The 25,831-nt window shown below is 66.9% G+C and carries 23 protein-coding genes; 8 read left to right on the top strand and 15 right to left on the bottom strand.

Going from position 1 to position 25,831, the window contains the following annotated elements:
* Positions 1-20: 20 nt before the first annotated feature.
* Positions 21-980, top strand: coding sequence for a succinylglutamate desuccinylase (locus ACQY39_RS05540; protein ID WP_428504174.1), 960 nt, complete (start codon positions 21-23; stop codon positions 978-980).
* Between the two features lie 23 nt (positions 981-1,003).
* Here ACQY39_RS05540 and ACQY39_RS05535 read toward each other — a convergent pair whose 3' ends face one another.
* Together ACQY39_RS05535 and ACQY39_RS05530 are read right to left on the bottom strand one after the other, a co-directional pair.
* Positions 1,004-1,861 (bottom strand): substrate-binding periplasmic protein, encoded by an 858-nt coding sequence (locus tag ACQY39_RS05535; RefSeq protein WP_428504172.1) that lies wholly within the window; start codon positions 1,859-1,861, stop codon positions 1,004-1,006.
* Positions 1,862-1,922: 61 nt separating this feature from the next.
* A complete protein-coding gene (locus ACQY39_RS05530) occupies positions 1,923-2,297 on the bottom strand; it encodes a VOC family protein (protein WP_428504170.1) in 375 nt (124 codons plus the stop codon).
* 123 nt (positions 2,298-2,420) lie between these two features.
* Here ACQY39_RS05530 and ACQY39_RS05525 point away from each other — a divergent pair, with 123 nt between their 5' ends.
* On the top strand, positions 2,421-3,608 hold the full coding sequence (locus tag ACQY39_RS05525; RefSeq protein ID WP_428504168.1) for a diguanylate cyclase domain-containing protein: 1,188 nt from the start codon (positions 2,421-2,423) through the stop codon (positions 3,606-3,608).
* A 129-nt stretch (positions 3,609-3,737) separates the two neighbouring features.
* Complete coding sequence (locus tag ACQY39_RS05520) at positions 3,738-5,129, top strand: acyl-CoA thioesterase/bile acid-CoA:amino acid N-acyltransferase family protein (protein WP_428504166.1); 1,392 nt, start codon at positions 3,738-3,740, stop codon at positions 5,127-5,129.
* A gap of 15 nt (positions 5,130-5,144) precedes the next feature.
* On the opposite strand, the gene metW is transcribed toward ACQY39_RS05520, so the two are convergent.
* The 4 genes from metW to ACQY39_RS05500 form a co-directional block, all read right to left on the bottom strand.
* Complete coding sequence (gene metW, locus ACQY39_RS05515) at positions 5,145-5,729, bottom strand: methionine biosynthesis protein MetW (RefSeq protein WP_428504164.1); 585 nt, start codon at positions 5,727-5,729, stop codon at positions 5,145-5,147.
* Positions 5,726-6,865: a homoserine O-succinyltransferase MetX gene (gene metX / locus ACQY39_RS05510; protein WP_428504162.1), complete on the bottom strand. Its 1,140-nt coding sequence runs from the start codon at positions 6,863-6,865 to the stop codon at positions 5,726-5,728. Before metX ends, metW begins: the two co-directional genes overlap by 4 nt.
* Positions 6,866-7,038: 173 nt before the next feature.
* Positions 7,039-8,910, bottom strand: coding sequence for a signal peptide peptidase SppA (gene sppA / locus ACQY39_RS05505; RefSeq protein ID WP_428504160.1), 1,872 nt, complete (start codon positions 8,908-8,910; stop codon positions 7,039-7,041).
* A gap of 102 nt (positions 8,911-9,012) precedes the next feature.
* A complete protein-coding gene (locus tag ACQY39_RS05500; protein ID WP_428504158.1) occupies positions 9,013-9,684 on the bottom strand; it encodes a glutathione S-transferase N-terminal domain-containing protein in 672 nt (223 codons plus the stop codon).
* Between the two features lie 135 nt (positions 9,685-9,819).
* On the opposite strand from ACQY39_RS05500, the gene ACQY39_RS05495 reads away from it, so the two are divergent.
* Positions 9,820-10,509, top strand: a complete 690-nt coding sequence (locus ACQY39_RS05495; RefSeq protein ID WP_428504156.1) for a hypothetical protein — start codon at positions 9,820-9,822, stop codon at positions 10,507-10,509.
* Positions 10,510-11,233: 724 nt separating this feature from the next.
* On the opposite strand, the gene ACQY39_RS05490 is transcribed toward ACQY39_RS05495, so the two are convergent.
* The 4 genes from ACQY39_RS05490 to ACQY39_RS05475 all read right to left on the bottom strand — a co-directional run bounded on the left by ACQY39_RS05490 (position 11,234) and on the right by ACQY39_RS05475 (position 14,858).
* The gene (locus ACQY39_RS05490) at positions 11,234-11,515 is read right to left on the bottom strand and encodes an HU family DNA-binding protein (protein WP_263516479.1); all 282 of its coding nucleotides are present in this window, start codon (positions 11,513-11,515) and stop codon (positions 11,234-11,236) included.
* Between the two features lie 152 nt (positions 11,516-11,667).
* The gene (locus ACQY39_RS05485) at positions 11,668-12,459 is read right to left on the bottom strand and encodes a LytR/AlgR family response regulator transcription factor (protein ID WP_428504154.1); all 792 of its coding nucleotides are present in this window, start codon (positions 12,457-12,459) and stop codon (positions 11,668-11,670) included.
* The gene (locus ACQY39_RS05480; protein ID WP_428504152.1) at positions 12,456-13,550 is read right to left on the bottom strand and encodes a sensor histidine kinase; all 1,095 of its coding nucleotides are present in this window, start codon (positions 13,548-13,550) and stop codon (positions 12,456-12,458) included. The genes ACQY39_RS05485 and ACQY39_RS05480 overlap by 4 nt, the downstream gene beginning before the upstream one ends.
* A gap of 72 nt (positions 13,551-13,622) precedes the next feature.
* The gene (locus ACQY39_RS05475) at positions 13,623-14,858 is read right to left on the bottom strand and encodes a CaiB/BaiF CoA transferase family protein (protein ID WP_428510728.1); all 1,236 of its coding nucleotides are present in this window, start codon (positions 14,856-14,858) and stop codon (positions 13,623-13,625) included.
* Between the two features lie 217 nt (positions 14,859-15,075).
* On the opposite strand from ACQY39_RS05475, the gene ACQY39_RS05470 reads away from it, so the two are divergent.
* Both ACQY39_RS05470 and ACQY39_RS05465 read left to right on the top strand, forming a co-directional pair.
* Positions 15,076-15,690 (top strand): DUF7010 family protein, encoded by a 615-nt coding sequence (locus ACQY39_RS05470; RefSeq protein ID WP_428504150.1) that lies wholly within the window; start codon positions 15,076-15,078, stop codon positions 15,688-15,690.
* A gap of 106 nt (positions 15,691-15,796) precedes the next feature.
* On the top strand, positions 15,797-16,789 hold the full coding sequence (locus ACQY39_RS05465; protein ID WP_428504148.1) for a 2-dehydropantoate 2-reductase: 993 nt from the start codon (positions 15,797-15,799) through the stop codon (positions 16,787-16,789).
* Between the two features lie 9 nt (positions 16,790-16,798).
* Here ACQY39_RS05465 and ACQY39_RS05460 read toward each other — a convergent pair whose 3' ends face one another.
* Together ACQY39_RS05460 and ACQY39_RS05455 are read right to left on the bottom strand one after the other, a co-directional pair.
* Entirely contained in the window at positions 16,799-17,374 is a 576-nt protein-coding gene (locus ACQY39_RS05460) for a YbhB/YbcL family Raf kinase inhibitor-like protein (protein WP_428504146.1), read from the bottom strand.
* 142 nt (positions 17,375-17,516) lie between these two features.
* Positions 17,517-18,302, bottom strand: a complete 786-nt coding sequence (locus ACQY39_RS05455; RefSeq protein WP_428504144.1) for a helix-turn-helix transcriptional regulator — start codon at positions 18,300-18,302, stop codon at positions 17,517-17,519.
* A gap of 292 nt (positions 18,303-18,594) precedes the next feature.
* Here ACQY39_RS05455 and ACQY39_RS05450 point away from each other — a divergent pair, with 292 nt between their 5' ends.
* Positions 18,595-20,157, top strand: coding sequence for a methyl-accepting chemotaxis protein (locus ACQY39_RS05450; protein ID WP_428504142.1), 1,563 nt, complete (start codon positions 18,595-18,597; stop codon positions 20,155-20,157).
* Between the two features lie 135 nt (positions 20,158-20,292).
* On the opposite strand, the gene ACQY39_RS05445 is transcribed toward ACQY39_RS05450, so the two are convergent.
* The 3 genes from ACQY39_RS05445 to ACQY39_RS05435 form a co-directional block, all read right to left on the bottom strand.
* Positions 20,293-21,873 (bottom strand): methyl-accepting chemotaxis protein, encoded by a 1,581-nt coding sequence (locus ACQY39_RS05445; protein ID WP_428504140.1) that lies wholly within the window; start codon positions 21,871-21,873, stop codon positions 20,293-20,295.
* A 33-nt stretch (positions 21,874-21,906) separates the two neighbouring features.
* Positions 21,907-22,398 carry a Cache 3/Cache 2 fusion domain-containing protein gene (locus ACQY39_RS05440; RefSeq protein ID WP_428504139.1) on the bottom strand — a complete coding sequence of 164 codons (492 nt, stop codon included), beginning with the start codon at positions 22,396-22,398 and terminating at the stop codon, positions 21,907-21,909.
* A 203-nt stretch (positions 22,399-22,601) separates the two neighbouring features.
* A complete protein-coding gene (locus ACQY39_RS05435) occupies positions 22,602-24,374 on the bottom strand; it encodes an ABC transporter ATP-binding protein (protein ID WP_428504137.1) in 1,773 nt (590 codons plus the stop codon).
* A gap of 119 nt (positions 24,375-24,493) precedes the next feature.
* Here ACQY39_RS05435 and ACQY39_RS05430 point away from each other — a divergent pair, with 119 nt between their 5' ends.
* Positions 24,494-25,726 (top strand): glycerophosphodiester phosphodiesterase family protein, encoded by a 1,233-nt coding sequence (locus tag ACQY39_RS05430; RefSeq protein ID WP_428504135.1) that lies wholly within the window; start codon positions 24,494-24,496, stop codon positions 25,724-25,726.
* The last annotated feature ends 105 nt before the right edge of the window (positions 25,727-25,831 follow it).

Here is a 25,831-nt window from a genome sequence, read left to right as displayed (position 1 = left end):
ATGTGGACATGCGGGAAGAGATGGCTGTTGAACTGATTCCGCCGGACATCGGCGCTTACCGGGAGGGTGGCAGCGGCGTGGACTACGTTCATGTGCTGGACTCCGGCCGGCCGGGCCCCACCGTCATGGTGCAGGCCCTGACCCACGGCAATGAGCTCTGCGGCGCCATCGCCCTGGACTGGCTGTTCCAGCAAGGCATGGGGCGATCACTGCAGCCGCTGCAAGGGCGCTTGATCCTGAGCTTTGCCAATGTTGAGGCCTACACGCGCTTCGACCCGGCCGACCCGAACGCGTCGCGCTGTGTCGATGAAGACTTGAACCGCGTCTGGAGCGACGCGCAGTTGTTCGGCCCGCGTGACTCGCTGGAGCTGCGCCGTGCTCGCGCCCTGCGTCCCTTCGTCGACAGCGCTGATTTCCTGTTCGACATCCACTCGATGCAAGACGCCTGTCGGCCCTTGATGGTCTGCGGCTTGCTGGACAAGGGCGCAGCCTTTGCGCGCGAGCTGGGCATGCCCGGTGAGTTGCTGATCGACACCGGCCACCCCTCGGGCCTGCGCATGCGCGACCGCGGCGGTTTCGGCGACCCAGCCAGCCCGAAGAACGCCTTGCTGATCGAATGCGGCCAGCACTGGGAGCAGCGCTCGGCCGAAGTGGCCATCGACGGCCTGGTGCGATTCCTGCGCCTGACCGGCATGGTCAGCGCCGACTGGGCCGAAGCCCGCCTGCGCGTGCCTCTGCCGCAGCGCCAGCGCACCATCCGGGTCGACGAAGCGATCACCGCCCTGAGCAGCGACTTCCACTTCACCCTGCCGTCGCCCGTGCGCGGGCTTGATGTCATCCCCGAAGCGGGCACTGTGTTCGCAGCCGATGGCGACACCGTCTTCAAGACACGTTATGCCAACACGGTGCTGGTCATGCCCAGCCTCAAGCATGGGCTGCCGGGGAACACCATGGTGCGCTTGGGCAGATTCGAGGACTGAGCGCTCGGCCCGAGCAAGCTTCCCTAAGGCCCCACCACCACATCGGCCCGCAAGACCTCTGGCGGATAGTAGTGCTGCAGCGAGCGCAGCAGGCTGCCGTCGCGCGCAGACCGGGCCAAGGCTTCGCGCAACAGGGCCAGGTCGGCTGGCGACAAGGCCTGGTTGGAAAGATAGGCGCCGACCTCGGAGCGCGGCAGTCCGGCCAGCGGCTGGAAGCGCATATCGTCGATGGCGGCCAGCTGCGGCAGCGCTTCCTGGTCGGGGCCAGGCGCGTGAACGGCCGAATACAGCAGCGTCGGCGGCAAGATGCTGAACTCCACCCGGCCGCTGCGCAGCATCAGCAGAACGGTTCGCAGGTCAGCCACATAGTCGACCCGCTTGTCGGCCTCCAGCTGGCGCAACAAGGCATCGTATTCATCGCCCCAGGTGTAGGAGCGCACGACGGCCGCGCGCCAGCTGCCGCGCGCCAGCAGGCCGCGCACATCACTGGGCGGCGCCTCCTTGCCGGCCTTCAGCGTGATCAGCGTCGGCGTCAGCTTGAGCATGGGCACGAACACGGCTTTGCGGTCGCGCTCGGCGGTGCGCGAGGCAGGCAGGAACAGGTCAGCTTCGCGGCTGTCGAAGAACATCAGCGCGAGTCGAGCCCGTGGCACGACGGGAAAGCTGAAATCGCAGCCCAGGCGTTCGCCAATCTGGCGCATCAAGTCTGGGTAGACACCCTGGACCTGCTCACCCTTGACCAGCGCATTGAAGCCGGTCGGCGCGACAGGCATGCTGATCGTGCGCGAGCACTGCGCCTGAACCGCCAAGTGCGGGCTGGCCAGAGCGAGGCCCAGCAGCCAGCCACGCCCAAGGCCAAACAGGCGCGCCGCAGCTCGCATGCAACTCTGAACTGGCACCACGGTCATGCTGCCCTATCGACTACCGGCTCACCCCCTGCGCTCAGTCCGCCTTGACACAAAAGGCATTGAGCTTGTTGCCGTCCAGATCGCGGAAATAGGCTGCGTAGAAGCCACCGCCGCGCGGGCCTGGTGCGCCCTCGTCCTGGCCGCCCAGAGCCAGGGCCTTGGCATGCAGGGCCTGGACTTTCTCTTCGCTGTTCAAGGCCAGGGCGATCATGACGCCATTGCCGACGCTGGCGGCTTGCTCGTCGTAGGGCTTCATGACGGCGAAGCCGGGCTTGTCCATGCCGGTTCCCCAGGCATAGCCGCGGCCGAAGTCCATCATCCGCTTGATACCGATGACGGCGAACAGCTCGTCATAGAAAGCCGCCGCGCGCGGCAGGTCGTTGGTGCCTAGGGTGGTGTAGCCGATCATGGGTCTCGCTCCACAGGTTGCGGTGCTCAGAGTATCAGCCAGGCCCCTGCTGCCTGCGCAAGTTCAGACCGCTGGCTCTGAAAATTTGTGCGATGCTGGCCCCCATTGCCCCACAGCAGCACCATGGACGAGCCCCAGGCCAACAGTCTCTACAGCGAACAGCTGAAGCGGGGTTGGGGCCGCCTGAGTTTCTTGCCGCCGCTGGAGCAGGAGTACCGCCGCTACTGTGCCCAGGGCATACGCTGGCGCTTCATCAGCACCACCTTGCTGGCCGTGCTGATCTGGGCCATTTTCTGGTTGACGGATGGCTGGCGCCAGCAGTCGCTCAGCGAGCCCGCACAGTTCCAGCCCCTGATCGCGCGGGTGCAGCAGCTGCGCCTTGGCGTGATGCTGGTGCTGCTTCTAGCCTTGGCCGTGCTGGCCCTGGCGCGCGACATCGAACGGACGCTGTGGGCCGTGTTCCTGATGGGCTTGGCCATGGCAGACGGTGCTGCCCTGGCCTTGCTGTGCTACCAGCGCATGGGCTTGCCCTCCGAGAGCAGCGTGCTGGTGCTGGCCATGGTGACGCAGTTCATGCCCATCGGCGCGCGCTTTCGCTGGCACCTGGCTCTGGCGCTGAGCTTCTTGAGCTCGGTGCTGATCATGGCTGTGCTGACACCCGAGGAGGCGCTGCGCGACGCACTGCTGCGCATCTGGCTGGTATTGCTGCTGACCTTGCTGGCCTGTGCCTTTGGCGCCTACTGGCGCGAGTACCTGCGGCGCGAACAGTTCCTGCACCGCGGCTTGGCGCAATGGCTGGCCCTGCACGACGAGTTGACCGGCCTGAGCAACCGGCGCCTGTTCAAGCAGCAACTGCAGACCACCATGGCGCAGGCGGCGCGCGATGAGCGGCCCTTGGCCCTGATGCTGATCGACGTCGACCATTTCAAGCGCTACAACGACCGCTACGGCCACGACGCCGGCGACCGTGCCCTGCAGCGCGTGGCCGCCGTGCTGGCCGGCCAGGCTCAACGACCGCTGGACTTGGCCGCGCGCATGGGCGGCGAAGAGATGGCCCTGCTGCTCTACGACATCCGGCCCGAGCAATTGGGTGAGCATGCGAACGCGGTGGTTGCGGCCATGGCCGCGGAAGGCTTGCCGCATGAGGACTCCCCGACAGCGCCGGTGCTGACCCTCAGCCTGGGCGCGGCGCTGATGCGGCCGGGCGAGGGCCCGGAACGCCTGTACCAGCGTGCTGACGCCCTGCTCTATCGAGCCAAGAACGAGGGGCGGAACTGTGCTTGTGTGGAGGGCAGCGCGCGAGGCGGCTGAGCACAGCCGGGGAGGCCAGGCCTACGGTCGATCCGTCGCCGCGTCTGTCGATCCGTCGCCCAGGCCCGGCAGCGCCGCTTGGCGTTGGCGAGACTGCAGCCATCAACTCCCCCACTGATGGAGCCCCACATGCCAAGCAACCTGAACCGACTCAGCCTGGCCTTGAGTCTGAGCCTCGCCGCTTCGCTCGCGACCGCCTACCAGCTCGCCGCCGCGCCGGCCGCCGCGGTGCTGCAAGGCGAAGCCCAGACCCTGTCGCTCAGCGGCGCCCAGCCGGGCGAGCGAATCACCCTGCGCCTGAGCCGGCGCGCCGATCTGCCTGGCATGGGCCCTTCGCTGCTGCGCGCTGAGGCCATCTTCCAGGCCGATGCGCAAGGCCGCATCGACACCAGCCGCCAAGCGCCGCTCTCGGGCAGCTACGGCGGCATCGATGCCAGCGGCCTGTTCTGGTCGGCGCTGACGGTGCGCGGCGAACCGGCGCCCGCAGCCGCGACCGATGCCGATGGCATTCGCTTGCAATTGGAAGCCTGGGGCCAAGACGCAGGCGGCGCACCCAAACCTCTGGCCGAGCAAACGCTGCATTGGCTGCCGGCCCAGGCGCGGATCGAAAGCCGCACCGCCGAGCCCCTGCCCGGCGCACAGCTCCTGCTGCCGCGTGAACGCGCGGCAAAGCTGCCGGTGGTGATCGTGCTCGGCGGATCCGAGGGTGGCTCCCTCATGGCCCGCCGCCTGGCCGAAGCCCTGGCGGCGCGTGGCCTGGCGGCCCTGGCCCTGCCCTACTACTCGCCGCCACGCTGGGGCGCGCAAGGCCCGATGGCGCCGGAACTGCCCACCCTGCCGGCCAGCTTTGCACGCATCGAACTGGGCCAGCTGGAAACGGCACGTGACTGGCTGCGCCAGCAGCCCGAGCTGGACGCCGGCCGCATCGCGCTTTGGGGCGCCTCCAAGGGCGCGGAATTCGTGCTGGCCGGCGCCAGCCGCATCACCGGCTTCAAGGGCGTGGTCGCGGTGGTGCCCAGCGATGTGATCTGGGAAGGCTTCGACATGATGCAGGGCGCCATGGCTCAGCCCTCTTTCAGCTGGCATGGCGAGGCCCTGCCTTTCGTGCCCTACAAGGGCTACCAGGAAGAGGTGGCCGGTTTCATGAGCGGCCAGCCAGTGCGCCTGCGCCGCGCCCATGACGCCGGCCGTGCCGCCCAACCTGAGCGGGCTGCGGCAGCGCGCATCGAGGTCGAGAAGATCGCCGCGCCGCTGCTGCTGATCGCCGGCAGCGACGACCAGGTCTGGGATTCCGGCGGCATGGCCCGCGCCATCGCGTCCCGCCGGGCTGCCGCTGAGCTGCCCACCGAGTTGCTGCTGTTCGAAGGCGCCGGCCACGGCATCACGGGTCTGGGTGAACTGCCCAGCAGCCTTAACAATGCGGGCCCGATGAAGATGGGCGGCGAGCCCGCCGCCGATGCACGAGCCCAGCAGCAGGGCTGGTTGCGCACCTTGAGTTTCTTGCGCGCGGTCTTGCAGTGAGCCAGGCCGCCCCGCTCAGCCCCGATCAAACTTGAACACCGCCATGCTCGCCAGCAGGTTCGGAAAAGTCCGCACGGTCTGGCCGTTCTGGATACCGAAGCTGTCCAGCACGCGCAGGCGGTTCTTGCGCGCCAGCACTTCAAAGTCGGCGTAGGTGCCGACGCGGATATTGGGCGTGTCGTACCACTCGTAGGGCAGCACGCGCGTCACCGGCATGCGGCCCATCAGCACCTGGGCGCGGTTGGCCCAGTGGGCGAAGTTGGGGAAGCTGACGATGCCCATGCGACCAACACGCGCGGTCTCGCGCAGCATGGCCTCGGTATTGCGCAGATGCTGCAGCGTTTCGAGTTGCAGCACCACGTCAAAGCTCTGGTCTTCGAAGATGGACAGGCCTTCTTCCAGATTGAGCTGGATGACGTTGACGCCGCGTTGGGCGCAGGCCAGCAGATTGGCGTCGTCGAGCTCGACGCCGTAACCGCTGCAGCCTTTGTGGCGGATCAGGTGGTCGAGCAGCGCACCGGTGCCGCAGCCGAGGTCGAGCACGCGCGAGCCTTCGGGCACCAGGGCGGCAATCTGTTGAAGGACCGAGCTCGTCGTCATTGCAGTTCTCCGGCGATGCGTTGGAAATAAGCGCGCAACACGCCGTGGTAGCGCGGGTCTTCGAGCAGAAAGGCGTCGTGGCCGTGGGGCGCGTCGATCTCGGCATACGAGACATCGCGCTTGTTGTCGAGCAAGGCCTTGACGATCTCGCGCGAGCGCGCCGGCGAGAAGCGCCAGTCGGTGGTGAAGCTGGCCAGCAGATATTTGCAGCGGGCGCTGGCGAAGGCGCGGCTGAGGTTGCCGCCATGCTCCCGCGCCGGGTCGAAGTAATCGAGCGCGCGCGTGATCAGCAGGTAGGTGTTGGCGTCGAAGTAGTCGCTGAACTTGTCGCCCTGGTGGCGCAGATAGCTTTCGATCTGGAACTCGATGTCCTGGGTGCTGTAGCCCAGCTCGGCGGCGCGCAGCTCACGGCCGAACTTCTGCTCCATCGCATCGTCGGACAGGTAAGTGATGTGGCCGATCATGCGCGCCACACGCAGACCGCGCTTGGGCACCACGCCGTGCTCGTAGAAGTGGCCGCCGTGGAAATCGGGGTCGGTGATGATGGCACGGCGCGCCACTTCGTTGAACGCGATGTTCTGTGCCGACAGGGCCGGCGCCGTGGCAATCGCGATGCAGTGGCGCATGCGCTCCGGGTAGCGCAGCGACCAGTCCAGGGCCTGCATGCCGCCCAGCGAGCCGCCCAGCACCGCGGCCAGCTGCTGCACGCCCAGCGCATCGAGCACGCGCGCCTGAGCATCGACCCAGTCCTGCACCGTCACCACCGGAAAGTCGGCGCCGTAGACCTTGCCCGTGGCCGGGTTGATGTGCATGGGGCCGGTGGAGCCGAAGCAGGAACCGAGGTTGTTGATGCCGACGACGAAGAACTTGTCGGTGTCCAGCGGCTTGCCCGGGCCGATCAGGTTGTCCCACCAGCCTTCGCTCTTGTCCTGGCCTTCGTAGCTGCCGGCTACGTGGTGGCTGGCGTTCAGGGCGTGGCAGACCAGCACGGCGTTGTTGCGCTCGGCATTGAGCGTGCCGTAGGTCTCGTAGACCATTTCGTAGTCACGCAGCTCGGCGCCGCTGCGCAAGCGCAAGGGCTCGGCAAACGCCATGCGCTGGGGGGTGACATGGCCTAGCTGTCCTGCATGGGGCATGGAGAGACTCCTGAAAAAACAAAACCGGCGCCGCTGTAAGGAAAGCGGACGCCGGCTGCGCGGAGTCCCTCTTTAGCGGCATTTTTTGAGCGCCCGCAATTCGGAACAAATCGGCGCTGAGCTGCAATTATAAGGAAGCGCCGAGCGGCGCCCCCTCCTTCACATCGCCATCTTCAGGGCGCCGTGCACAAGCAATGCACAAAAGTGCTGAAGGGCCGGCCGCCCTCGGCACGTTCGCTGACAAAGGCAAGGTCGCGCTGCAGCTCCTGCGCCGCCTTGGGCAGCAAGGCCGCGCCCTCGCCCAAGCCCAGCTCGGCGCGCACAGCGGCGGCGATCGAAGGCGCGACGATCTGGTCCAGGCTGGACAGCAGGCGCTCGAAGCGGCCCATCTCGCGCTCGACATAGCTGAGCTTGGGCGCGCCTTCGAGCTTGGCCAAGCGGGCAGCCGCGCGCACGGCGTCATCGAAGCTGCCCAGGCGGTCGATCAGGCCGCGCTGCTTGGCTTGCGCGCCAGTCCAGACGCGGCCCTGCGCCACGGCGTCGATCTCGGCCACGCTCTTCTTGCGCGCTGCCGCCGTCTTGGCCGTGAACTCGGCGTAGATGTGGTTGATGCCTTGCTGCACCGTCGCGGCCATGCGCGGGTCCAGCGGTCGGCGCGGATCGAAGCCGCCGGCCGCCCAGTTCGTGGTGTAACCGCCCGTGTGGAGGGACAGCTTTTCGAGCAGCTTGTCGCCGGTGGGCAGCATGCCGTAGACGCCGATGGAGCCGGTGATGGTGGCCGGGTCGGCAATCACCTGATCCGAGGACATGGACACCCAGTAGCCGCCCGAGGCCGCCACATCGCCCATGGAGATGACCACCGGCTTGCCGGCCTTCTGCGTCAGCTCCAGCTCGCGCCGGATGATCTCGGACGCGAAGGCACTGCCGCCGGGCGAATTGACGCGCAGCACCACGGCCTTGACCTTGTCGTCCTCGCGCGCCTGACGGATCAGGCGTGCGGTCGAGTCGCCGCCGATGCGGCCGGCCGAGGCGTCGCCATCGACGATCTCGCCCTCGGCCACGACCACGCCCACCGAGTCACCGTGCAGGCTCTTGGGCTTGATATAGGCCTGGTAGTCGGACATGGACACCTGGCGGAAGCTCTTGCCCTTGTCGTCCTTGGCGCCGCGCTCCATCAGCAGCTCGCGCATCTCGTCGCGGGTCTTGAGGCCGTCGACCAGCTTGGCCTGCAAGGCCAGCTGCGCCGTGTCGCCCTTGAGCGCGGTGAGGGTCTCGGGCAAGGTGTCAATGCCCTTGGCGAGGCTGCCCTTGGGGAGCTTGCGCGCGGTCTCAACGGCGCCGGTGTAGCGGTCCCAAAGATCGCCGTAGAGATACGCCTCAGCCTCCAGAGCTTCCTTGGACGGGCCGTTGGCGAAGTAGGGTTCGGCGGCGTTCTTGAAGGCGCCCACACGCAGCACATTGGCGCTGACGCCCAGACGGTCGAGCGCGTCCTTGTAATAGGTCCGGTAGCGACCGAAGCCTTCGATCATCACCATGCCCATGGGGTGCAGGTACACCTCGTTGGCATGCGCGGCCAGGTAGTAACCGCGCTGGTTGTAGCCGTCACCATAGGCCAGCACCGGCTTGCCCTTGGCCTTGAAGCGATCGAGGGCCGCCGCCACTTCGCCCAGGCCGGCCAGGCCTGCGCCCGAGAACTCGTCCAGCTGCAGCAGCACGCTGCCGATCTGCGGGTCGAGCGCGGCCGCTTCCAGGGTCGCCAGCACATCGCGCAAACGGGTCTGTTGCTGGTGCTTGCCCTGCAGCTGGGCCATGGCCTGGTCGCGCGCCGAGCCGGAAAACTGCTCGACCAAGGGGCCTTGCAGATTCAGCACCAGCGTGGTCTTGTCCTTCAGCGGCGCCGGGCCACGCGAAAACAAGCCCACCAGGAGCAGCACGACCAGCAGCAGCAAAAGCAGATTGAGCAGGGCGCGCCGGCTGGCATCGAGCAGCCACCAGAATTTGCCCACCACCCACCACAGGCCCGAAAACACTTGCTTGACTGCCATGCCGGCTCTCTCTTTCGAAGGACGCGCGCAGTGCCATCACTGCGATGCCGCCGATTGTGCAGCAGGCCCTGCGGCCGCGCCGGAAGCCACGCCAGGCTCGGTTCAGCTCAGCTCTTCTGCCTCGCGCCAGACGGGCTGCTTCGCCATCACCGCCTCGAACAGCGGCGTGGCCAGCAAGCGCAGCAGCCAGGCATGCACGGCGGGCAGGGGCGCCGCCGCAAAAGCCAGCGGGTCCACCGCCGCAAACTGGCGCACAAAAGGCAGCAGCGCCATATCGGCCAGGCCACAACGCGGCCCGCAGAGAAAAGCTTGCGCTTGCAAGGCCTGCTCCATGGGGCGCAGCTGCAGGGCCAGGGCGGCCTCGAACATGGCCGCCGGCTGGTCTGGCGGATCCTGGCGCTGCGGGTACTTGTAGCGGTCCAGCAGGCGCTTGAATGGCCCGTCGTTGCGCTCGACCCAGGCCAGTTGCTGCTCGATGGGCGCCGCGCTCAGCCAGACGTCCGGGTCGGCCTGCCCCAGAGCCCAACGCATGATGTCCAGGCTTTGTTCCAGCACCTGGCCGCCCGGCAGGACCAGCACCGGCACCGTGCCCTTGGGCGAGGCCTGCAACATGGCAGCGGGCTTGGCGCGCAGTTCGATCTCGCGCGCCTGCACAGGAACCCCGGCCTGATGCAGGGCCAGGCGGGCCCGGATGGCGTAGGGGCAGCGCCGGAAGGTGTAGAGCACAGGCAGGGGCACGGGCAGTGTCTGGGGCTGGGGCTGGGGCTGGGTCATGGTGGTGGCCGATTGTGCGGCAAGTGCATCAATCGACTGCGCGAGGCCGCCAGATGGGTTTCAACACCCCGGATCGCGGGATTGCTGCCCCGGGAGGGCACTGCACAATGCAGCGCTTGCCCCCTGCCCATGCCCATGTCCTCCGTCTTCCTGCTGCGCCGCGCTGCCAAAACCCTCGAGACTTCGCGCGCTTCCCTGCTGGCAGACGGCCGCTGGAAGCTTGCCGGCAGCAGCGAACGGGCGACCGATTGCATGGCCGCGCTGCGCAACAGCGATGCACAGTACCTGGCCTGTGATCTGCGTCTGGCCGACGGCCATGTGCGCCGCCTGCTGCAGCAACTGCGCCGCTTGCCGCAAGCCCCCAAGGTGCTGCTGCTCAGTTCCTGCGCCCACGACACCATGCTCTTCGACACCCTGGCCGATGGTGCACATGGCTATATGGTCGAGTGCGAGCGCGGCAGCAGCCTGCCTCAGGCCTTGAGCCAGCTGCAAGCCGGCCAGGCCCTGATGTCCCCCGAACTGGCACGCCAGACCCTGCACAGCATGGGGCTGAGCCGCATCAGCCTGGAGCGCGCCCAGGCCCTGTCTGCCGCGCAAGACCTGAGCCCCGCGATCGGCCCCGCCTTCGAGCCCGAGCAGGCTTTCAACGAACTGACCCGCGCCGAACAACACCTGCTGAGCCTGATCGCCCTCGGCCGCCTGCCCGGCGAAGTCGCGCAACTCTGGCGCCTCGCCAGTGAAGACGTGGGCCGCCGCATCAGCGCCATCTACGGCAAGCTGCACCGCTGGCAATCGGCTCGCAACCTGGATCTGGCATTGGCCTGAAGAGGAGCCGCTGGCGATCCTTAGCCGCGCTGCGACAGCCAGGTTTTCGCGCTGCGGTGGCTCGGCCCGCCGCCGTGCTCATGGTGCACGGGTCGGCTCTGCGAGCCGACTCCCCTCGGTGCTCACTGCGCGGCTCAGCGGCGCCAAACTCCCTTCGTTCGCTGCGCTCACTGTGGTCAAACAGTGGCGCCGAGTCAGCGCTTGAAGCGCGCGGGTACACGCGCCTGAGCCGCTTCGCTGCGCTCTCGGCCGCGCACAAATCGCCCGTCGTCGGGCCGAGCCACCTCCGAAGTTGGCGTGTTCCACCGTCGAGGGGCAGATCGATCGCGATGTAAGCGCCCTGCAGTTCGGGCCGCTGCCGGGCGATTTGTGAAGGGCTGAGCAGCGCAGCGCCTTGGGGCGCGCGCGTACCCGCGCGCTTCAAGCTCTGACTTGGCGCGTCTGTTTGAACGAAACGAACGCAGTGAGTGCAGTGAGTTATGCGCCAGCCCCGAGGCGCGAGCAGCGCAAGGCAGTCGGCCCGGCAGGGCCGACCCCGGAACCATGAGCCCGGCGGCGGCCCGGACTGCAGGGCCTCACGAGGGAGCACAAGGAGGCTGCTTGGTGCCATCTGCAACCATCACCTGCCCGAGCACACCCAAAAGAAAAGGGCGCCGTCAAATGACGGGCGCCCTTGTCTCAACGCAGGGTCCGGCCGATGCCGAACTCCTTTTTTCTTACTTGCTTACTTCTTGACGTTCACAGCGTCTTTGAGTGCCTTGCCCGGGGTGAACTTGGGCACGGTGGCAGCGGCGATTTCCAGCGCTTCACCAGTGGCGGGGTTCTTGCCGGTGCGGGCAGCGCGCTCGCTGACCTTGAAGTTGCCAAAGCCGAGGATGGCCACGGCGTCGCCGGCCACCAGGGCTTCGGTGATCGAGCCGAGCGCAGCGTCCAGGGCCGAAGCGGCTTGGGCGCGGGTCAGGCTTGCCTTGGTGGCGATGCTTTCGATCAATTCACTTTTGTTCATCAGATATCCAGTGGGTACGGAAAAGAAAATCCCATTGCGGGGAGCGCGATTATCGTTGTGTCCGAGGCTGCGGCCGCCACAAGCCCCGAAAACAGGCGCTTGAGGCCTCGCAAAGGCTCGCTTTGCTTGCAATTGCTGACACTTTTCCCGCCTCAAGCGAGCTGCGCGCGGTGGCTGCGCGAGACCCGCAGGCGCGCGCCCGAGCGCATCAACAGCTCGGCCTCGCCGCGCGGCAAGGCCGTCAGGCCCAGCACATGGGCCGGGTTGATGGCATGGCTGCGATGCACGCGCAGGAAGCGGCCTTGCACACTGGCATGGCCCAAGAAATCAGCCAGGGTGCAGCGGTCGAGATGGGCGGCCGGCGGGGCGTGCAACTCGATGTAGTTGTCGGCCGCGGCCACCCATTCGACATCGGCCAGCGGCAGCTTGAACAAGCCCGAGCCGCCCCGCTGCGGCACCAGCCAATGGCCAGGCACCGGCTGGATCTGCTGCAAGGCGCTGAGCCAGGCCTGACGCGGAGCTTCAGCGGATACCGGCGCCTTCTCCAGCTGCCGATGCCGCCGTCGCTGCAGCAGACGCTGCACGCTTTCGGCCAAGCGCTCAGGCGTGAAAGGCTTGAGCAGGTAGTCCACCGCATGCAGGTCAAAGGCACGCACGGCATGCTGATCAAAGGCGGTGCAAAAGACGCAGAGCGTGCCCTCGGGCAGATCGAGCGCCAGCTCCAGGCCGCTGCGGCCCGGCATCTGAATGTCGAGAAAGACGGCATCGGGGCGCTGGGCCTGCACCAGACGAAGCGCTTCCTCGGCATCGCCGGCTTCCTCGGCCAAGAGGCTGATGCCGGGCTGGGCGGTCAGCAGGCGGCGCAGCTTGGCGCGCGCCGGCGGTTCGTCGTCGACGATCAGAACGCGCAGCGGCGCCGGCCCGCCTGGCGCTTCCAAGCTCATGCGCGCTGCTCCGGCAACTCGATGTCCAGCACCGTGCCGCCGGCGCCATCGGCGGCCAAGTTCACGCGCGCGGCCTCGCCGTAGAGCACCCGCAGGCGTTCGCGGGTGTTGGCCAGACCGACTGCGCCCTCGCGTTCGAAGGCCGCCGGCGCCCGGCCGCTGTTGTGCACGCGCAGGCACAAGCGGCCCGCGCGCAACTCGGCACTGACCCGCAGCCGCACCGGGCCGGTGCTGTGCGCCACATCATGGGTGATGGCGTTTTCGACCGGAGCGATCAGCAAGAGGCTGGGCAAGAGGCAGGCCCGCGCCGCCTCGCTGGCCTCGAGCTCCACCTGAAGGCGTTCGCCAAAGCGCGCCTGCATGATGGCCAGATAGGGCTGGATCAAGTCCAGCTCCTGGGCCAGGCTGTGGCGGCCGTTTTCCTGGGCGTTCAGGGCCTGGCGCAGCAGGGCCGCCAGATCGCAGACGATGCGGTCGGCACGCGCCACATCCTCATACATCACCGAGGAAATCAGGTTCAGGGTGTTGAACAGAAAGTGCGGCTGGATCTGCTCGGCCAGGCGCGTCAGCCGGGCCTCGGCCAGCTCGGTCTGCAGGCGCAGCAGGTCTTGCTCACGCTGGCGGCTGGCCTCGTGCAGCTGCAGGCCGTGGCAGAGGCCGACGATGAAGCCATAGCTGACGACATCCTTGCCGGCCTCGTAGATCACGATATCGCCCGGGCTGCCGGGCTCATAGGCCACGCCCGTCAGCGCGTACACGGCAAAGCGCAGGCCAAACATGCCGCCCACATGCAGGGCGGTGTAGCCGAGCGCGCCGCCCAGATGCAGCGCCAACGCCGGCGGCCACCCGGGCAGGCGCAGGCTGCGCGCATGCAGACGATAGATCAGCGGCGCCAGCAAGGCCGTGCACAGGGTCGAGCTCAGCTCCCAGAGAAATGGCTCCCAGGGGTGCTGCCCGCCATGGGCCCGGTACTGCTGCAGCTCGGACAGGCTGTGAAGCAGGCCCACGGCCAACATCACGGCGGCAAAGCCCAGACTGAAACGGCGCTGGGCGGCGGCGGGCGAGAAGGAAACAGATGGGCTCACGAGCATGGCGACACCTTAGCGCAGCCGGGTGCCGCACAGCACTTCTCGCGCGCCATTTCGCCCCAGCGCAGACTCAGCTCAGCCCAAAGCCGGCGCGGCGGCCTCACCTTGCACGCCGAGCACGCCCTCGGCGATCAGGGCCTCGATGGCCGCGTCCTCATAGCCCAGGCCGCGCAAAAGTTCACGGCTGTGCTGCCCCAAACGCGGCGGGTCGCGGCGCAGGCCCAGGCGTTCGCCGTCCAGGCTCAGGGGCAGCAAGGGCACGCGGGTGGCGCGGCCATCGGGCAGGGTCATGGGCGCCAGGCCGCCGGTGGCGAGCAGATGCGGGTCGTCCATCAGCTGCTCGGGCCGGGTGATGGGCGCAAACGGCAGGCCGGCCGCTTCGAACACGGACGCGATCTCGCCCGCAGCGCGCGGCTGCAGGCGGCGGCGCAGCTCGGGGATCAGCCAGGCGCGCTCCAGCACGCGCAGATTGTTCGTCAGCAGGCGCGGGTCGGCCTGCAGATCGGCAAAGTCAAAAGCCTGGCAAAAGGTGGCCCACTGCGTGTCGCCAACCACAGCCAGAAAGATCTGCTCGCCGCCGGCCACGCTGAACACGTCGTAAATGCCCCAGGGCGAGATGCGTTCGGGCATGGGCGCGGCCGGCTTGCCGGTGACGGCGAACTGCATCATGTGCTGGGCGACCAGGAAGATGTTGTTCTCGAACAGGCTGGCCTGCACCTGCTGGCCGCGGCCGGTCTGCTGACGCTGCTGCAGGGCCGCCAGCACGCCGATGGCGCCGAACATGCCGCCCATGATGTCGTTGACGCTGCTGCCGGCGCGCAGCGGGTCGCCCGGGCGGCCGGTCATGTAAGCCAGGCCGCCCATCATCTGCACCACCTCGTCGAGCGCCGTGCGGTGCTCGTAAGGGCCGGGCAGAAAGCCCTTGTGCGAGACGTAGATCAGGCGCGGGTTGAGGCGGCTCAGGGCCTCATAGCTCAGGCCCAGGCGCCCCATGGTGCCGCTGCGGAAGTTCTCGCTGAAGGCATCGGCGCCGGCCACCAGCTTGAGCACGATCTCCAGGCCGCGCGGGTCCTTGACGTCGAGGCTGAGGCTGAGCTTGTTGCGGTTGAACAGGGGGTAGAAGCCAGCGCCCGAGCCGAGCAGCTGGCGCGTGCTGTCGCCATCCAGGGGCTCGACCTTGATCACCTCGGCGCCCAGATCGGCCAGCACCATGCCGCAGGTCGGGCCCATGACCATATGGGTGAACTCGATCACGCGCAGGCCGGCCAGCGGCAGGCCCGGGGCTTGGGACACAGAGGACGGATTGATCATCATCATCGGCCGGCCCGGCAGAGGCGGCTGAGCAAGGGAGGCAAGAAGGAAGCAGTGGCGCGCATTGTCGCAAGCGGCCCCCTCTTCATCGCCCAGTCTGGCTTCGCGTCGCAGCAGCTGTCGATTCGTCGAATCAGGGCCAGACGCCACGGCTGCGCCCGGCACCATGGCTGCACCTTGGTTTCTTCATCTCCCACCGCCATCTAGGAGCCCCGCCATGACCCCGCAACAAGACCTCAGCGCCGGCCGCCGCAGCCTGGAAGTTCAGCGCGAAGAATTCAGCCGCCGCCGCGGCCTGGCCATGCCCCTGGCCGGCACCCTGGCCTGGGCGGTGATCGGCCTGGTCGGCTGGCTGGGCACGCCCTTCCAGGCGGTGATGACGCTCTATTTCGCCACCGGCTCGATCTTCTACCTGGGCATGGGCTTGTCGCGCCTGACCGGCGAGAACTTCTTCGCCAAGGGCCGGCCCAAGAACGAGTTCGACCGCCTCTTCATGTCCGGCATGCTGATGAGCTTGCTGGTCTTCACCATCGCCCTGCCCTGGGCGGCGCAGAACCATGAGTCGCTGCCGCTGACCTTCGGCGTGCTGGCTGGCCTGATGTGGCTGCCCTACAGCTGGATCATCCAGCACTGGATCGGCGCCTTCCATGCCATCGCCCGCAGCCTCCTCTGCGTCGCCGCTTGGTACGCCTTCCCGGCCCAGCGCTTTGTGCTGATCCCGGCGCTGATCGTGGCGGTCTATGTGATCACCATCGTGGTGCAGGAACGCCGCTGGCGGCAAGGCCAGAACGCGGCAGCCCCGTCGGCCATGGGCCAGGCCTTGGCGGCCTGAGCGGCGCCTAGCTCCGCGCAGGAATCCGGCGCCGGCGCTGTGCGAGACTGCCCCGTTCTCAGCTCGGCCTCTTCGGGCCTTCCTCGGGCCTTCCTCGAGTTTCCTCATGACCAAGAAAATTTGCATCGTCGGCGCCGGCGCCATCGGCGGCTGGTTCGCCGGCCATGTTGGCCATCAGCTGGGCGCCGAAGTCGAACTCAGCGCCCTGGCCCGCGGCGCCACCCTGGCCGCCCTGCGCCAACATGGCCTGCGCATGGACCTGATCAGCGGCGAGCGCATCACCGTGCCCATTCACGCCAGCGACAAGCCCGAGGAACTGGGCCAGCCCGACCTCATCGTCCTGGCCGTCAAGGGCCCGGCCCTGGCCAGCGTGGCGCCTGCGGTGAAAGCCTTGCTGGGCCCGCAGACACGCGTGCTGGTGGCCATGAACGGCGTGCCCTGGTGGTTCTTCCAGGGCCTGGCCGGCGAGGCTGAAGGATTGCAGCTGGAATCGGTCGACCCGGGCGGCGTGGTGGCCGGCCTGATCCCGGCGGAGCGGGTGATCGGCTGCGTGGTGCACGCCAGCTGCACGACGCCCGAGCCGGGCCTGGTCCGGCATGTGATGGGCATGGGGCTCATCCTCGGCGACCCGGCCGGCGGCCAGCCGACGCACATCAGCGAGCTGGCCGCGCTGCTGGGCCGCGCGGGCTTCAACGCCACCGTGTCCGAGCGCATCCAGCGCGACATCTGGTTCAAGCTCTGGGGCAATATGACCATGAACCCGATCTCAGCCCTGACCGGCGCCACCTGCGACCGCATCCTCGACGACGAGCTGGTGCGCGGCTTCGTCACGAATGTGATGCTGGAGGCCGCGGCCATCGGCGCGCGCATCGGCTGCGCCGTCGAGCAGACGCCCGAGCAGCGCCACGCCGTCACGCGCAAGCTCGGCGCCTTCAAGACCTCGATGCTGCAAGACGCAGAAGCCGGCCGGCCGCTGGAGCTGGACGCCCTGGTCGGCGCCGTCAGCGAGATCGGCCGCCACCTGAAGCTGCCCACGCCCTTCACCGACGGCATGCTGGGCCTGACGCGCTTGATGGCGCAGACGCGCGGCTTGCTTTGAGCGTGCCTGTCAGCGCGCCGCCGGGCGACCGTAGCGCGCGCTGAAACTGGCCGAGGCCAGGGTGTTGGCTCGGATCATGTAGCCGGCCAAGGCGGCCGTGGCATCGGCCGGCAGCCCCAGCTTCGCGACCTTGAGCGCATGCACGGTGAAGATGTAGCGGTGCGGGCGATCGCCCGGTGGCGGGCACATGCCGCCCCAGCCGGCCACGCCGTAATCGATGCGAACCTGGCGCGCACCCGCCGGCAAGAGCGCGTCGCCCACGGCGCCGGCGCCGGCCGGCAGCGCTTGAACGTCGGCGGGCACATTGACCACCGACCAGTGCCACCAGCCCGAGCCGGTGGGGGCGTCGGGGTCGTAGACGGTGATGGCATAACTCTGAGTGCCAGCGGGCGCACCCTGCCAGCTCAAGGCAGGTGACTGGTTCTCGCCCGAGCAGCCAAAGCCCTGGAACTCGAAGCGCTGGGCGATGTGGCTGTTGGCCGGGATGTCGGGGCTGCGCAGCTGGAAGCTGCCGGCCTGGCTGAGGCCGGTGGTAGCCAAGAGCGCGGTGGCGATCAGGAGGCGAAAGCGGGGCTGGGAATGCATGAGTGAAGGCCTTTCTTCTGAGAGAAGGAATGGTGAAAAGGGCAAGGCCTCATGGTCGCGCGCGCCCGAGCGGCGCGTCAGCCCGCCGGCGTCAATCACTGTGCGCGGCACTTCAATCGCGGCTCGGTCGCCGCCAGCCCGCTCACGTCGGCCGCAGATGCGAGGGCGCGAATCCGTAGCGCTTACGGAATGCGGCGCTGAAGCGGCTGTGGGACTGATAGCCGCAGCGCGCCGCGATCTCCGAGACGGGCAGCTCATTGCCCTGCAGCAAGGCCATGGCCAGCTCCATGCGCAGCTCGCGCAGGCAGGCACTGACCGAGCTGCCTTCCAAGGCCAGGCGCCGCTGCAAGGTGCTGGCGCTGACATGGAAGGCAGTGGCCAGCTCGGCAAGCGTCCAATCTGCCTGAGGGCGCTGGCCGACCAGGCGCTGCACGCGCTCACTCCAGCTCAGCTCGCTTGCGAGCGCGAAGACCAGACCTCGCTCGGCCAGCAAGAGCAAAACCTCCAGGGCCCGGTGCTCGCGCAGTGCCTCCGAGGCCTGCTCGTCCTGCAGCGCCGCCACCGCCTGCCGAAAGCTGGCAGCCAGGGCCTCGTCTGCCCGCGTGCCGGCACAGCCCGCCAGCGCGGCCTGACCGCCAAACTGCGGGAAGCGCTGGTGGAAACGCTCGACCAGCTGCGGTGTGAACAAGAGCATGTGCGCTTGGTAGGCTGCACCGGGCGGGGCTTCGTTGACCATGTCCCACTGGGTGCCGCGTGCGATGCAGAACAGCTCGCCGGCACGGAACGGCGTCTCGCTCTGCGGCCCGACCAGACGCTTGTGGCCCGCGAGCAGCCAGCCCACCATATCGTCGCGCACGGTCACGGTTCGCACGCGGTGCGACACCGGGGTGTGGATCAATTGCAGGCTGGCGTTTGGAATGAGTTGCATGGTCATGGGGACCTGGGCGGATAACGAGAGGGTAGCCGCGCCGATGAGGGCGCCGGGGCAGCAAAACGAAAGTCTCCACCACGCGCTGCTATCGATTGTCGACGGAGCTTGTCGCAGAGCGCCCCGGCGGCAATGCAAACGCTCAAGTTAGCCGGCTCCGCAGCCGATCTCAGGGGTCTGATTCGTGGCGAAGGCCAGGCAAGCCCGTCATTGAACGCTAGAGTGTTCGCAGGGAGCGAGCAAAACACACACCCAGAAATCCGCAGCCAGAACTGCGAAGGAGACACACCCCATGCTTGCTCTCGTGCAATCAATGCGCCTGAAGGCCCGCGTCCTGACGGGCTTTGCCCTGGTGATGAGCTTGTTGCTGGCCGGCTCGGCCCTTGGCATCTGGCGCATCCAGCAACTCAATGACCGGATTGAGCGCCTCGTCAATGTCGATATGGAAGCCCTGGATCTGGCGCGCAGCTGGGCCGGTTTGACCGAATCGAACATCCAACGCCGCATCATCACCATCTGGTCTGACGATGCGGACTTCGTCAAGGCCTTCACCGCCAAATCCAAGGAAGTCAGCGCCCGGGTCGACAAGATCCAGGACGCCCTGGGTGATTTGCCCAAGTCCGCGGAGAGCGAGCGCATCAAGGACAAGATCGACCAGGCCCGCAAGCGCTACCAGGAGCTGCGCGACGACATCGGCAAGCAAAAATCCGCCGGCGGCGATGTGCGCGCCCGCGTTGTGGCGGAGCTGATCCCGGCGATGGAGGCGTACTTGGAGCCCATCCACGGCTACGCCGAGCAAAGCCGCAAGGAGCTGCAGCAGGCGCGCGATGTGGCCGAGGAACAGGCGCGCTCAGCCTTCCGCCTGATCAGCGGCTTGCTGATTGGCGCAGCCGCCTGCGGCATCTGGATCGCCCTGTCCATCACTCGCAGCATCACCGCGCCGCTGGACCAGGCCCGAGAGATGGCAGCCCGCATCGCCGAGGGCGACCTGAGCCAGGCGGTCGTGGTGCAAGGCCGTGATGAGCTGGCCGAGTTGGCCGAGTCGCTGGACCAGATGCGCGCGCAGCTGGGCGCAACGATTGCCGATGTGCGCCATGTGGCCGAGCAGGTGGAAATGGCCTCCAGCGAGATCGCCAGCGGCAATATGGACCTGTCCAACCGCACCGAGCAGGCCGCCAGCAGCCTGGAGCAGACCGGCGCGGCCATGATGCAGCTGCGCGAAGGCGTGCAGGCCAATGCCCTGGCCGCGCGCCAGGCCGATGAGTTGGCCAAGTCGGCCGCGGCCGTGGCCGACCGGGGCGGCGTCATGGTGCAGCAAGTGGTGGACACGATGACGGACATCCAGCAGTCCTCGGCCCGCATTGCCGACATCACGAATGTCATCGACAGCATCGCCTTCCAGACCAACATCCTGGCTCTGAATGCGGCCGTCGAGGCGGCCCGTGCCGGCGAGCAGGGGCGCGGCTTTGCCGTGGTGGCCAGCGAGGTGCGGGCCCTGGCCCAGCGCTGCGCGCAGGCGGCGCGTGAGATCAAGAGCCTGATCGGCGCCTCGGCCGAGAAGGTCGAGGCCGGCGGCAAGCTGGTCAGCGCCACCGGCGCGACCATCGCCGACGCGGTGCAGAGCGTGCAACGCGTGACCCACATCGTGGCCGAGATCTCCAGCGCCACCAGCGCCCAAGCAAGCACCCTGGGCGAGATCGGCCAGGCAGTCGGCCAGTTGGACCAGATGACGCAGCAGAACGCCTCGCTGGTCGAAGAGTCGGCCGCCGCGGCCGAGGGCCTGAAGCAGCAGGCCCAGACCCTGGTGAGTCATATGGCCAAGTTCCGGCTCACGGCCGCGCGCCGCCGGGCCTGAGGCTCAGGGCGCTCGAACGCGAGAGCAGGAGCAGGAGCAGGAGCAGGAGCAGGAGCAGCAGCAGTCGCAAACGGCAACCGGGGCAGCCCCGAAATCAGCGCAGCCTGGCTGCCGCGCTGGCTCTGCGTGCCGCCCTCAGCGCAGGGTCTTGAACACCGACACCGACTGCACCAGGCTTTGCGCCTGGCTGCGCAGGCTCTCCGCCGCGGCGGCGCTTTCTTCCACCAAGGCGGCGTTCTGCTGAGTGGCTTGGTCCATCTGGGTGATGGCCTCGCCGACTTGGTGCACACCACGGCTTTGCTCGGCGCTGGCCTGGGCGATCTCGTGCACGATGGTGGTCACCTGCTGGATCGAGCTGACCACCTCCTGCATCGTCTGGCCGGCGCGATCGACCTGGATGCCGCCGGACTCGATCTGCTCACCGCTGGTGGTGATCAGGGATTTGATCTCCTTGGCCGCGCTGGCCGAGCGCTGAGCCAGCGAGCGCACCTCGGCGGCCACGACTGCAAAACCACGCCCCTGCTCGCCGGCACGGGCGGCTTCGACCGCTGCATTCAGGGCCAGGATATTGGTCTGGAAGGCGATGCCGTCGATGACCCCGGTGATGTCAGAGATGCGACGCGAGCTTTCGTTGATGCTGCGCATCAAGGCCACCACCTCGCCTACCGCTGCGCCGCCCTTCTCGGCCACCAGGCTGGCCTGGCGGGCCATCTGGTTGGCCTGGCGCGCGTTGTCGGCGTTCTGGTTCACCGTCGAGCCCAGTTGATCCATCGACGCCGCGGTCTGCTGCAAAGCGCTGGCCTGCAGCTCGGTGCGACCCGACAAATCGCTGTTGCCCATGGCGATCTCTGAGCTCGCTGTGGCCACGCCTTCGGAGCCCTCGCGCACGGCGTTGACGACACGCGCCAGGCCTTGCTGCATCTGGTCGAGGCTGGCCATCAAACTGTGGCTGTCACCGGCACGCAGCGGAATGTTGCAGGTGAGGTCGCCATCGGCAATGGCCTGCAGATAGCTGGCCGCGACCTTGGGCTCACCGCCCAGCTGTCCGAGGATGTTGCGCGTCAGCAGCAAGGCCAGAGCGACGGCAAAGAACAAGGCGAAGACCAGCACGCCGAGCACGACACGGCGGCTGCTGAGATAGGTCGCCTCGGCATGTGCCGCCACTTCGGCACTGCCGGCAAAGGATTCTTCCGAAAGCTTGTCGATGGCCATCAGGCTGTCATCAAAATCCGACTTGCCTGCACCCTCGCTGATGTCCTTGGCATCCTCCAGCTTGCCCTGCTGCCCCAGTGCGACCACTTTGGCATGCACGGTCAGATAGGTTTGCCAACGCTCGGAGAACTTGCGCCGCAACTCGCTGGCAGGCGCCGGCGCCAGGTGTTGGTCGTAGGCCTGCATCTGCTCCAGCACGGCCTTCTGCTGCGGCTTGATCTTGTCGAGGTACTCCGCCAAATAGCTGGTGTCGGGCGCCGTGCTGTACTTGACCTCGAACTCGCGGGCTTCCAGCATGGCTGCGCGGGCGCGGGCCAAATTGCCAACAGCGGGCAACCACTGGCTGGCCAAAGACGCCGAAGCGCCGTTGACATCAGCCAGCGAGCTCAAGGCCACCACACCCAGCACGCCCGACAGCACGCTGACCAGCAAAAAGCCGAACAGCAACTTCGCCCGCGTGGCCATCCGGTCCAGGGCCTGATCCACATACTTCATGGCTCGCATTTCAGACTCCTGAAGTTGCAGCGGAAAAAACAATCACTTCTTGAAACCGATGTAGGTCACGGCCACCACCTGACCCTTGGCATCCTTGATCGGGTTGTAGCAAGCGCTGAATGCCGTACCCAAGACATCCACATCGCCGCAGAAGCCCTGACCTTTGATCACGGCCTCATAGGCCTTGGCACGGGCCAGATTGGTGCCGACACCGCGCTTGCCTTCGGGCGTGAGCACATTGGTGGAGATGCGAACGAACTCGTCGCCGTTGCGCACAAAGACGGTCGCGGTGGCGCCGTGCTTCTTCTTGATCTCGTCGACCACGTCGTAGTTGCCATTCATGCGGCGCGGACCGAAAAACAGCACCGGCACCTCGACCTCGCCGACCTTGGCCATGCCTTCAATGCGCGGCGCACCGATGGTTGTCAGACGAGTATCCAGTTCACCCAACACCTGTTTGGGGTCCGACGCCTGCACCGTGCTGGCCATCACACACACACCCAGCGCCACACCGAAAGACTTGAAGGACATCATGAACTGCTCCGTTGATTGAATGTTTCCGTTGGATCAACGCGTTAAACGTCTGCATTGATCTAATGCAAGTGGAATCGATTTCAATCGGGCGAGCAAGCGCATAACTGTGCCCTATTGCACGCCTTTTTCAGGAAATAGAGAACTGAAGTCAACACAGGCGTCGCAAACACACCCGCCCAGCAGGGCGGCCAGCGCGCCTGCGATCAGCTCAACTCACCGGTCTGCAAGCGCCACAAGGCGGCATACGCTGCGCCCTGTGCCAGCAACTGCTCATGCGTGCCACTCTCGACAATGCGGCCGTGTTCCAGCAAGTGGATGCAATGAGCTTGCCGCACGGTAGACAGGCGGTGGGCGATGACGAGCGTGGTGCGGCCCTGGCTGACCACGTTCAGCGAACGCTGAATGGCCGCCTCGGTCTCGTTGTCGACCGCGCTGGTCGCTTCGTCCAGGATCAGCAGCGGCGGGTTCTTGAGGATGGCGCGGGCCAGGGCCAGGCGCTGGCGTTGGCCGCCGCTGAGCTTCTGGCCACGTTCGCCCACGCGGGTGGCAAAGCCCAGGGGCAGGCGTTCGATGAATTCCAGGCTTTCGGACAAGCGCGCGGCCTCATGGATCTGCGCGTCGCTGGCCTCCGCCATGCCGTAGGCGATGTTCTCGGCGATCGTGCCGTCGGTCAAAAAACTGTCCTGCGCGACGTAGCCGATGCAGCGACGCAGGTCCTGCAGGTTCAGCTCTGAAATCGGCCGGCCATCGAACAAGATGCGGCCTTGCTGCGGCTCATAGAAACGCAGCAGCAACTTGACCAGGGTGGACTTGCCCGAGCCGGTGCTGCCGACAAAGGCCACGGTCTGGCCGGCTGGCACCTCCAGGTTCAGGTCCTGCAGCGTGGGCTGCTCGGCGTAGGCAAAACCCACGCCTTCAAAGCGCAGAGCAGCGCGCGCCTGCGCCACCGGGAAATGCTCGCCCTCGTAGGCAATGCGGATGGGCGTATCCAACAGGCCCAGAGCGCGCTGGGTGGCGGCCATGGAGCGCTGGTACATATCGGCCACCTCGGCCAGGCGGGTCATGGGCCAGAGCAGGCGCTGGGTCAGGAAGACCAGCACCGAGTAGGCGCCGACGGCCAGGTCGCCATGGATCGTCAGCCAGCCGCCGTAGACCAGGGTGGCAGTGAAGCCAGCCAGGATGCCCATGCGGATCACCGGGGTGATGGCCGAGCTCAGGCGGATGGCGCGCGCATTGGATTCCAGATAGCCGCGGCTGGCCTGGGCAATGTGGTCGGCCTCCAGGTTCTCGGTCGCAAAAGCCTTGATGGTGGCCAGACCGAGCAGATTGTTGTTGAGCCGGGCCGACACATCACCGGCCGTCTCGCGCACCTCGGCATAGCGCGGCGCCAGGCGCTTCTGGAACCAGAAGGTGCCGAACAGGATGGCCGGCACCGGCAGCAGGGCCACCACGGCCAGACCCGGTTGCAGGGCGAAGAAGACCGCGCTGACCATCAGCGAGGAACAGACCACCTGAATGATCTGATTGGCGCCGCCATTGAGAAAGCGCTCGAGCTGGTTGATGTCGTCATTGAGGATGGACATCAGCGAGCCGGTGCGCTGATTCTCGAAGTAAGCCAACTCCAGCTTCTGCACATGGCCATAGGTGTCCAGGCGCAGCTCATGCTGGATGTTCTGGGCCAGGCCGCGCCACTTCAGCTCGAGCAGAAACTCGAACCAGGACTCGCCCATCCAAACCACCATATTCAGCGCACCGAGGAAGAGCAGCTGCTGCCAGGTGTCGGTGATGCCGACGCCGACCAGGATGTTCTTGGCCAGAAAGCTCTGCTCGCCGCGCACGACCACGTCGACCGCGGCGCCGATCAGCACCTCGGGCAGGATGTCGAAGAACTTGTTGAGGATGGAATAGAGCGTGGCCGCGCGGATCTCGCGGCGGTGGCCCTGGGCATAGGCCAACAGGCGTTTCAGTGGATGCATGGGCCGCACTCTAACAAGCACCGCGCAGCCATGAGCCATTCGGGCCATGGCCCCTCACGCAGGCGTCATTGCCCGCTTGCATGCTGCCGGCTTTCCACATCAATGTCCGGAGTTCCCCCATGAAGATCTCGACTCTGAGCCTGGCCGCCTTGCTGAGCCTCGGCGCCGCCCTGCCCGCCCAAGCCTGGAACACCTTGAGCGGCGATGCCCCCATCGTCATCGGCCACCGCGGCGCTTCGGGCTACCGCCCCGAGCACACGCTGGAGGCCTACAGCCTGGCCATCGCCCAGGGCGCCAACTTCATCGAGCCCGATCTGGTCATGACCCGCGACGGCGAACTGCTGGCCCGCCACGAGCCCCTGCTCGGCCGTGTCGACCTGAACGCCGATGGCTCGATCAAGATGGTCAACGGCAACCCGGTGCTGAACCGCACCGACACCAGCACCAATGTTTGGGAACTGTCCAAGTACTCGGACCGTCTCAAGGTCAAGACTGTGGACGGCGTCAAGATGGCCGGCTGGTTCGCCGAAGACTTCACCGCCGCCGAGATTCGCAGCGACATCCGCGCCCAGGAACGCCTGCGCGACCTGCGCCTGGGCAACAACGCCCACAACAACCAGTACGTGATCCCGACTCTCCAGGAGGTCATCAACCTGGCCAAGGCCAAATCGGTCGAGACCGGCCGCACCATCGGCATCTATCCCGAGACCAAGCACCCCAGCTACTTCAAGGCCTTCACCGACGCCAACGGCCTGCAGCGCATGGAAGACAAGCTGGTCGAAGTGCTGCACGCCAACTACGGCAATAGCCGCAATGCGCCGGTGTACATCCAGTCCTTTGAGGTGCACAACCTCGAGTACATCAACGGCAAGACCGACATCCGCATCGCCCAGTTGCTCAATGGCAGCGGCCGCCCCTTTGACGATGCCCGCAGCTACGCCGAGCTGGCCTCGGTGGCCGGCCTGGACTTCATCAAGGGCTATGCCGACGGCATCGGCTCCAACACCAATCTGATGATCCCCCTGGTCGGCGGCAAGCTCGGCACGCCGACGCAGCTGATCGCCAACGCCCACCAGCGTGGCCTCGAGGTGCACGGCTGGACCTTCCGTGCCGAAAACGTCTTCCTGCCCAATGAGTTCGACAGCAGCGCCGACCCGGCCTCCTTCGGCGATATGGCCGGGCAGATCCAAGCCTTTGTGAAGCTGGGCCTGGACGGCGTTTTCTCTGACCAGCCCGACCTCGCCGTCGCCGCCATTGCCGCCATCCCCGAGCCGCAAACCTATGCCCTGATGCTGACCGGTCTGGCCGGCCTGGGCGCCTGGGTGCGCCGCCGCAAGCAGCAGTCCGCTTGAACGGCTTTCCTTCAAAGCCAAGAACCAAAGGGGCCGTGAGGCCCCTTTTTCATTGGCGAGGTTTGTTGCATGCCAGGGCGGCATTCGGCACAAAGCAGCCTTCTT

Source organism: Roseateles sp. (genome assembly GCF_965262435.1).
GTDB lineage: Bacteria > Pseudomonadota > Gammaproteobacteria > Burkholderiales > Burkholderiaceae_C > Paucibacter_A.
Note: the sequence above shows the minus strand (reverse complement) of the source record. Positions and strands in the feature narration are given on the sequence as shown.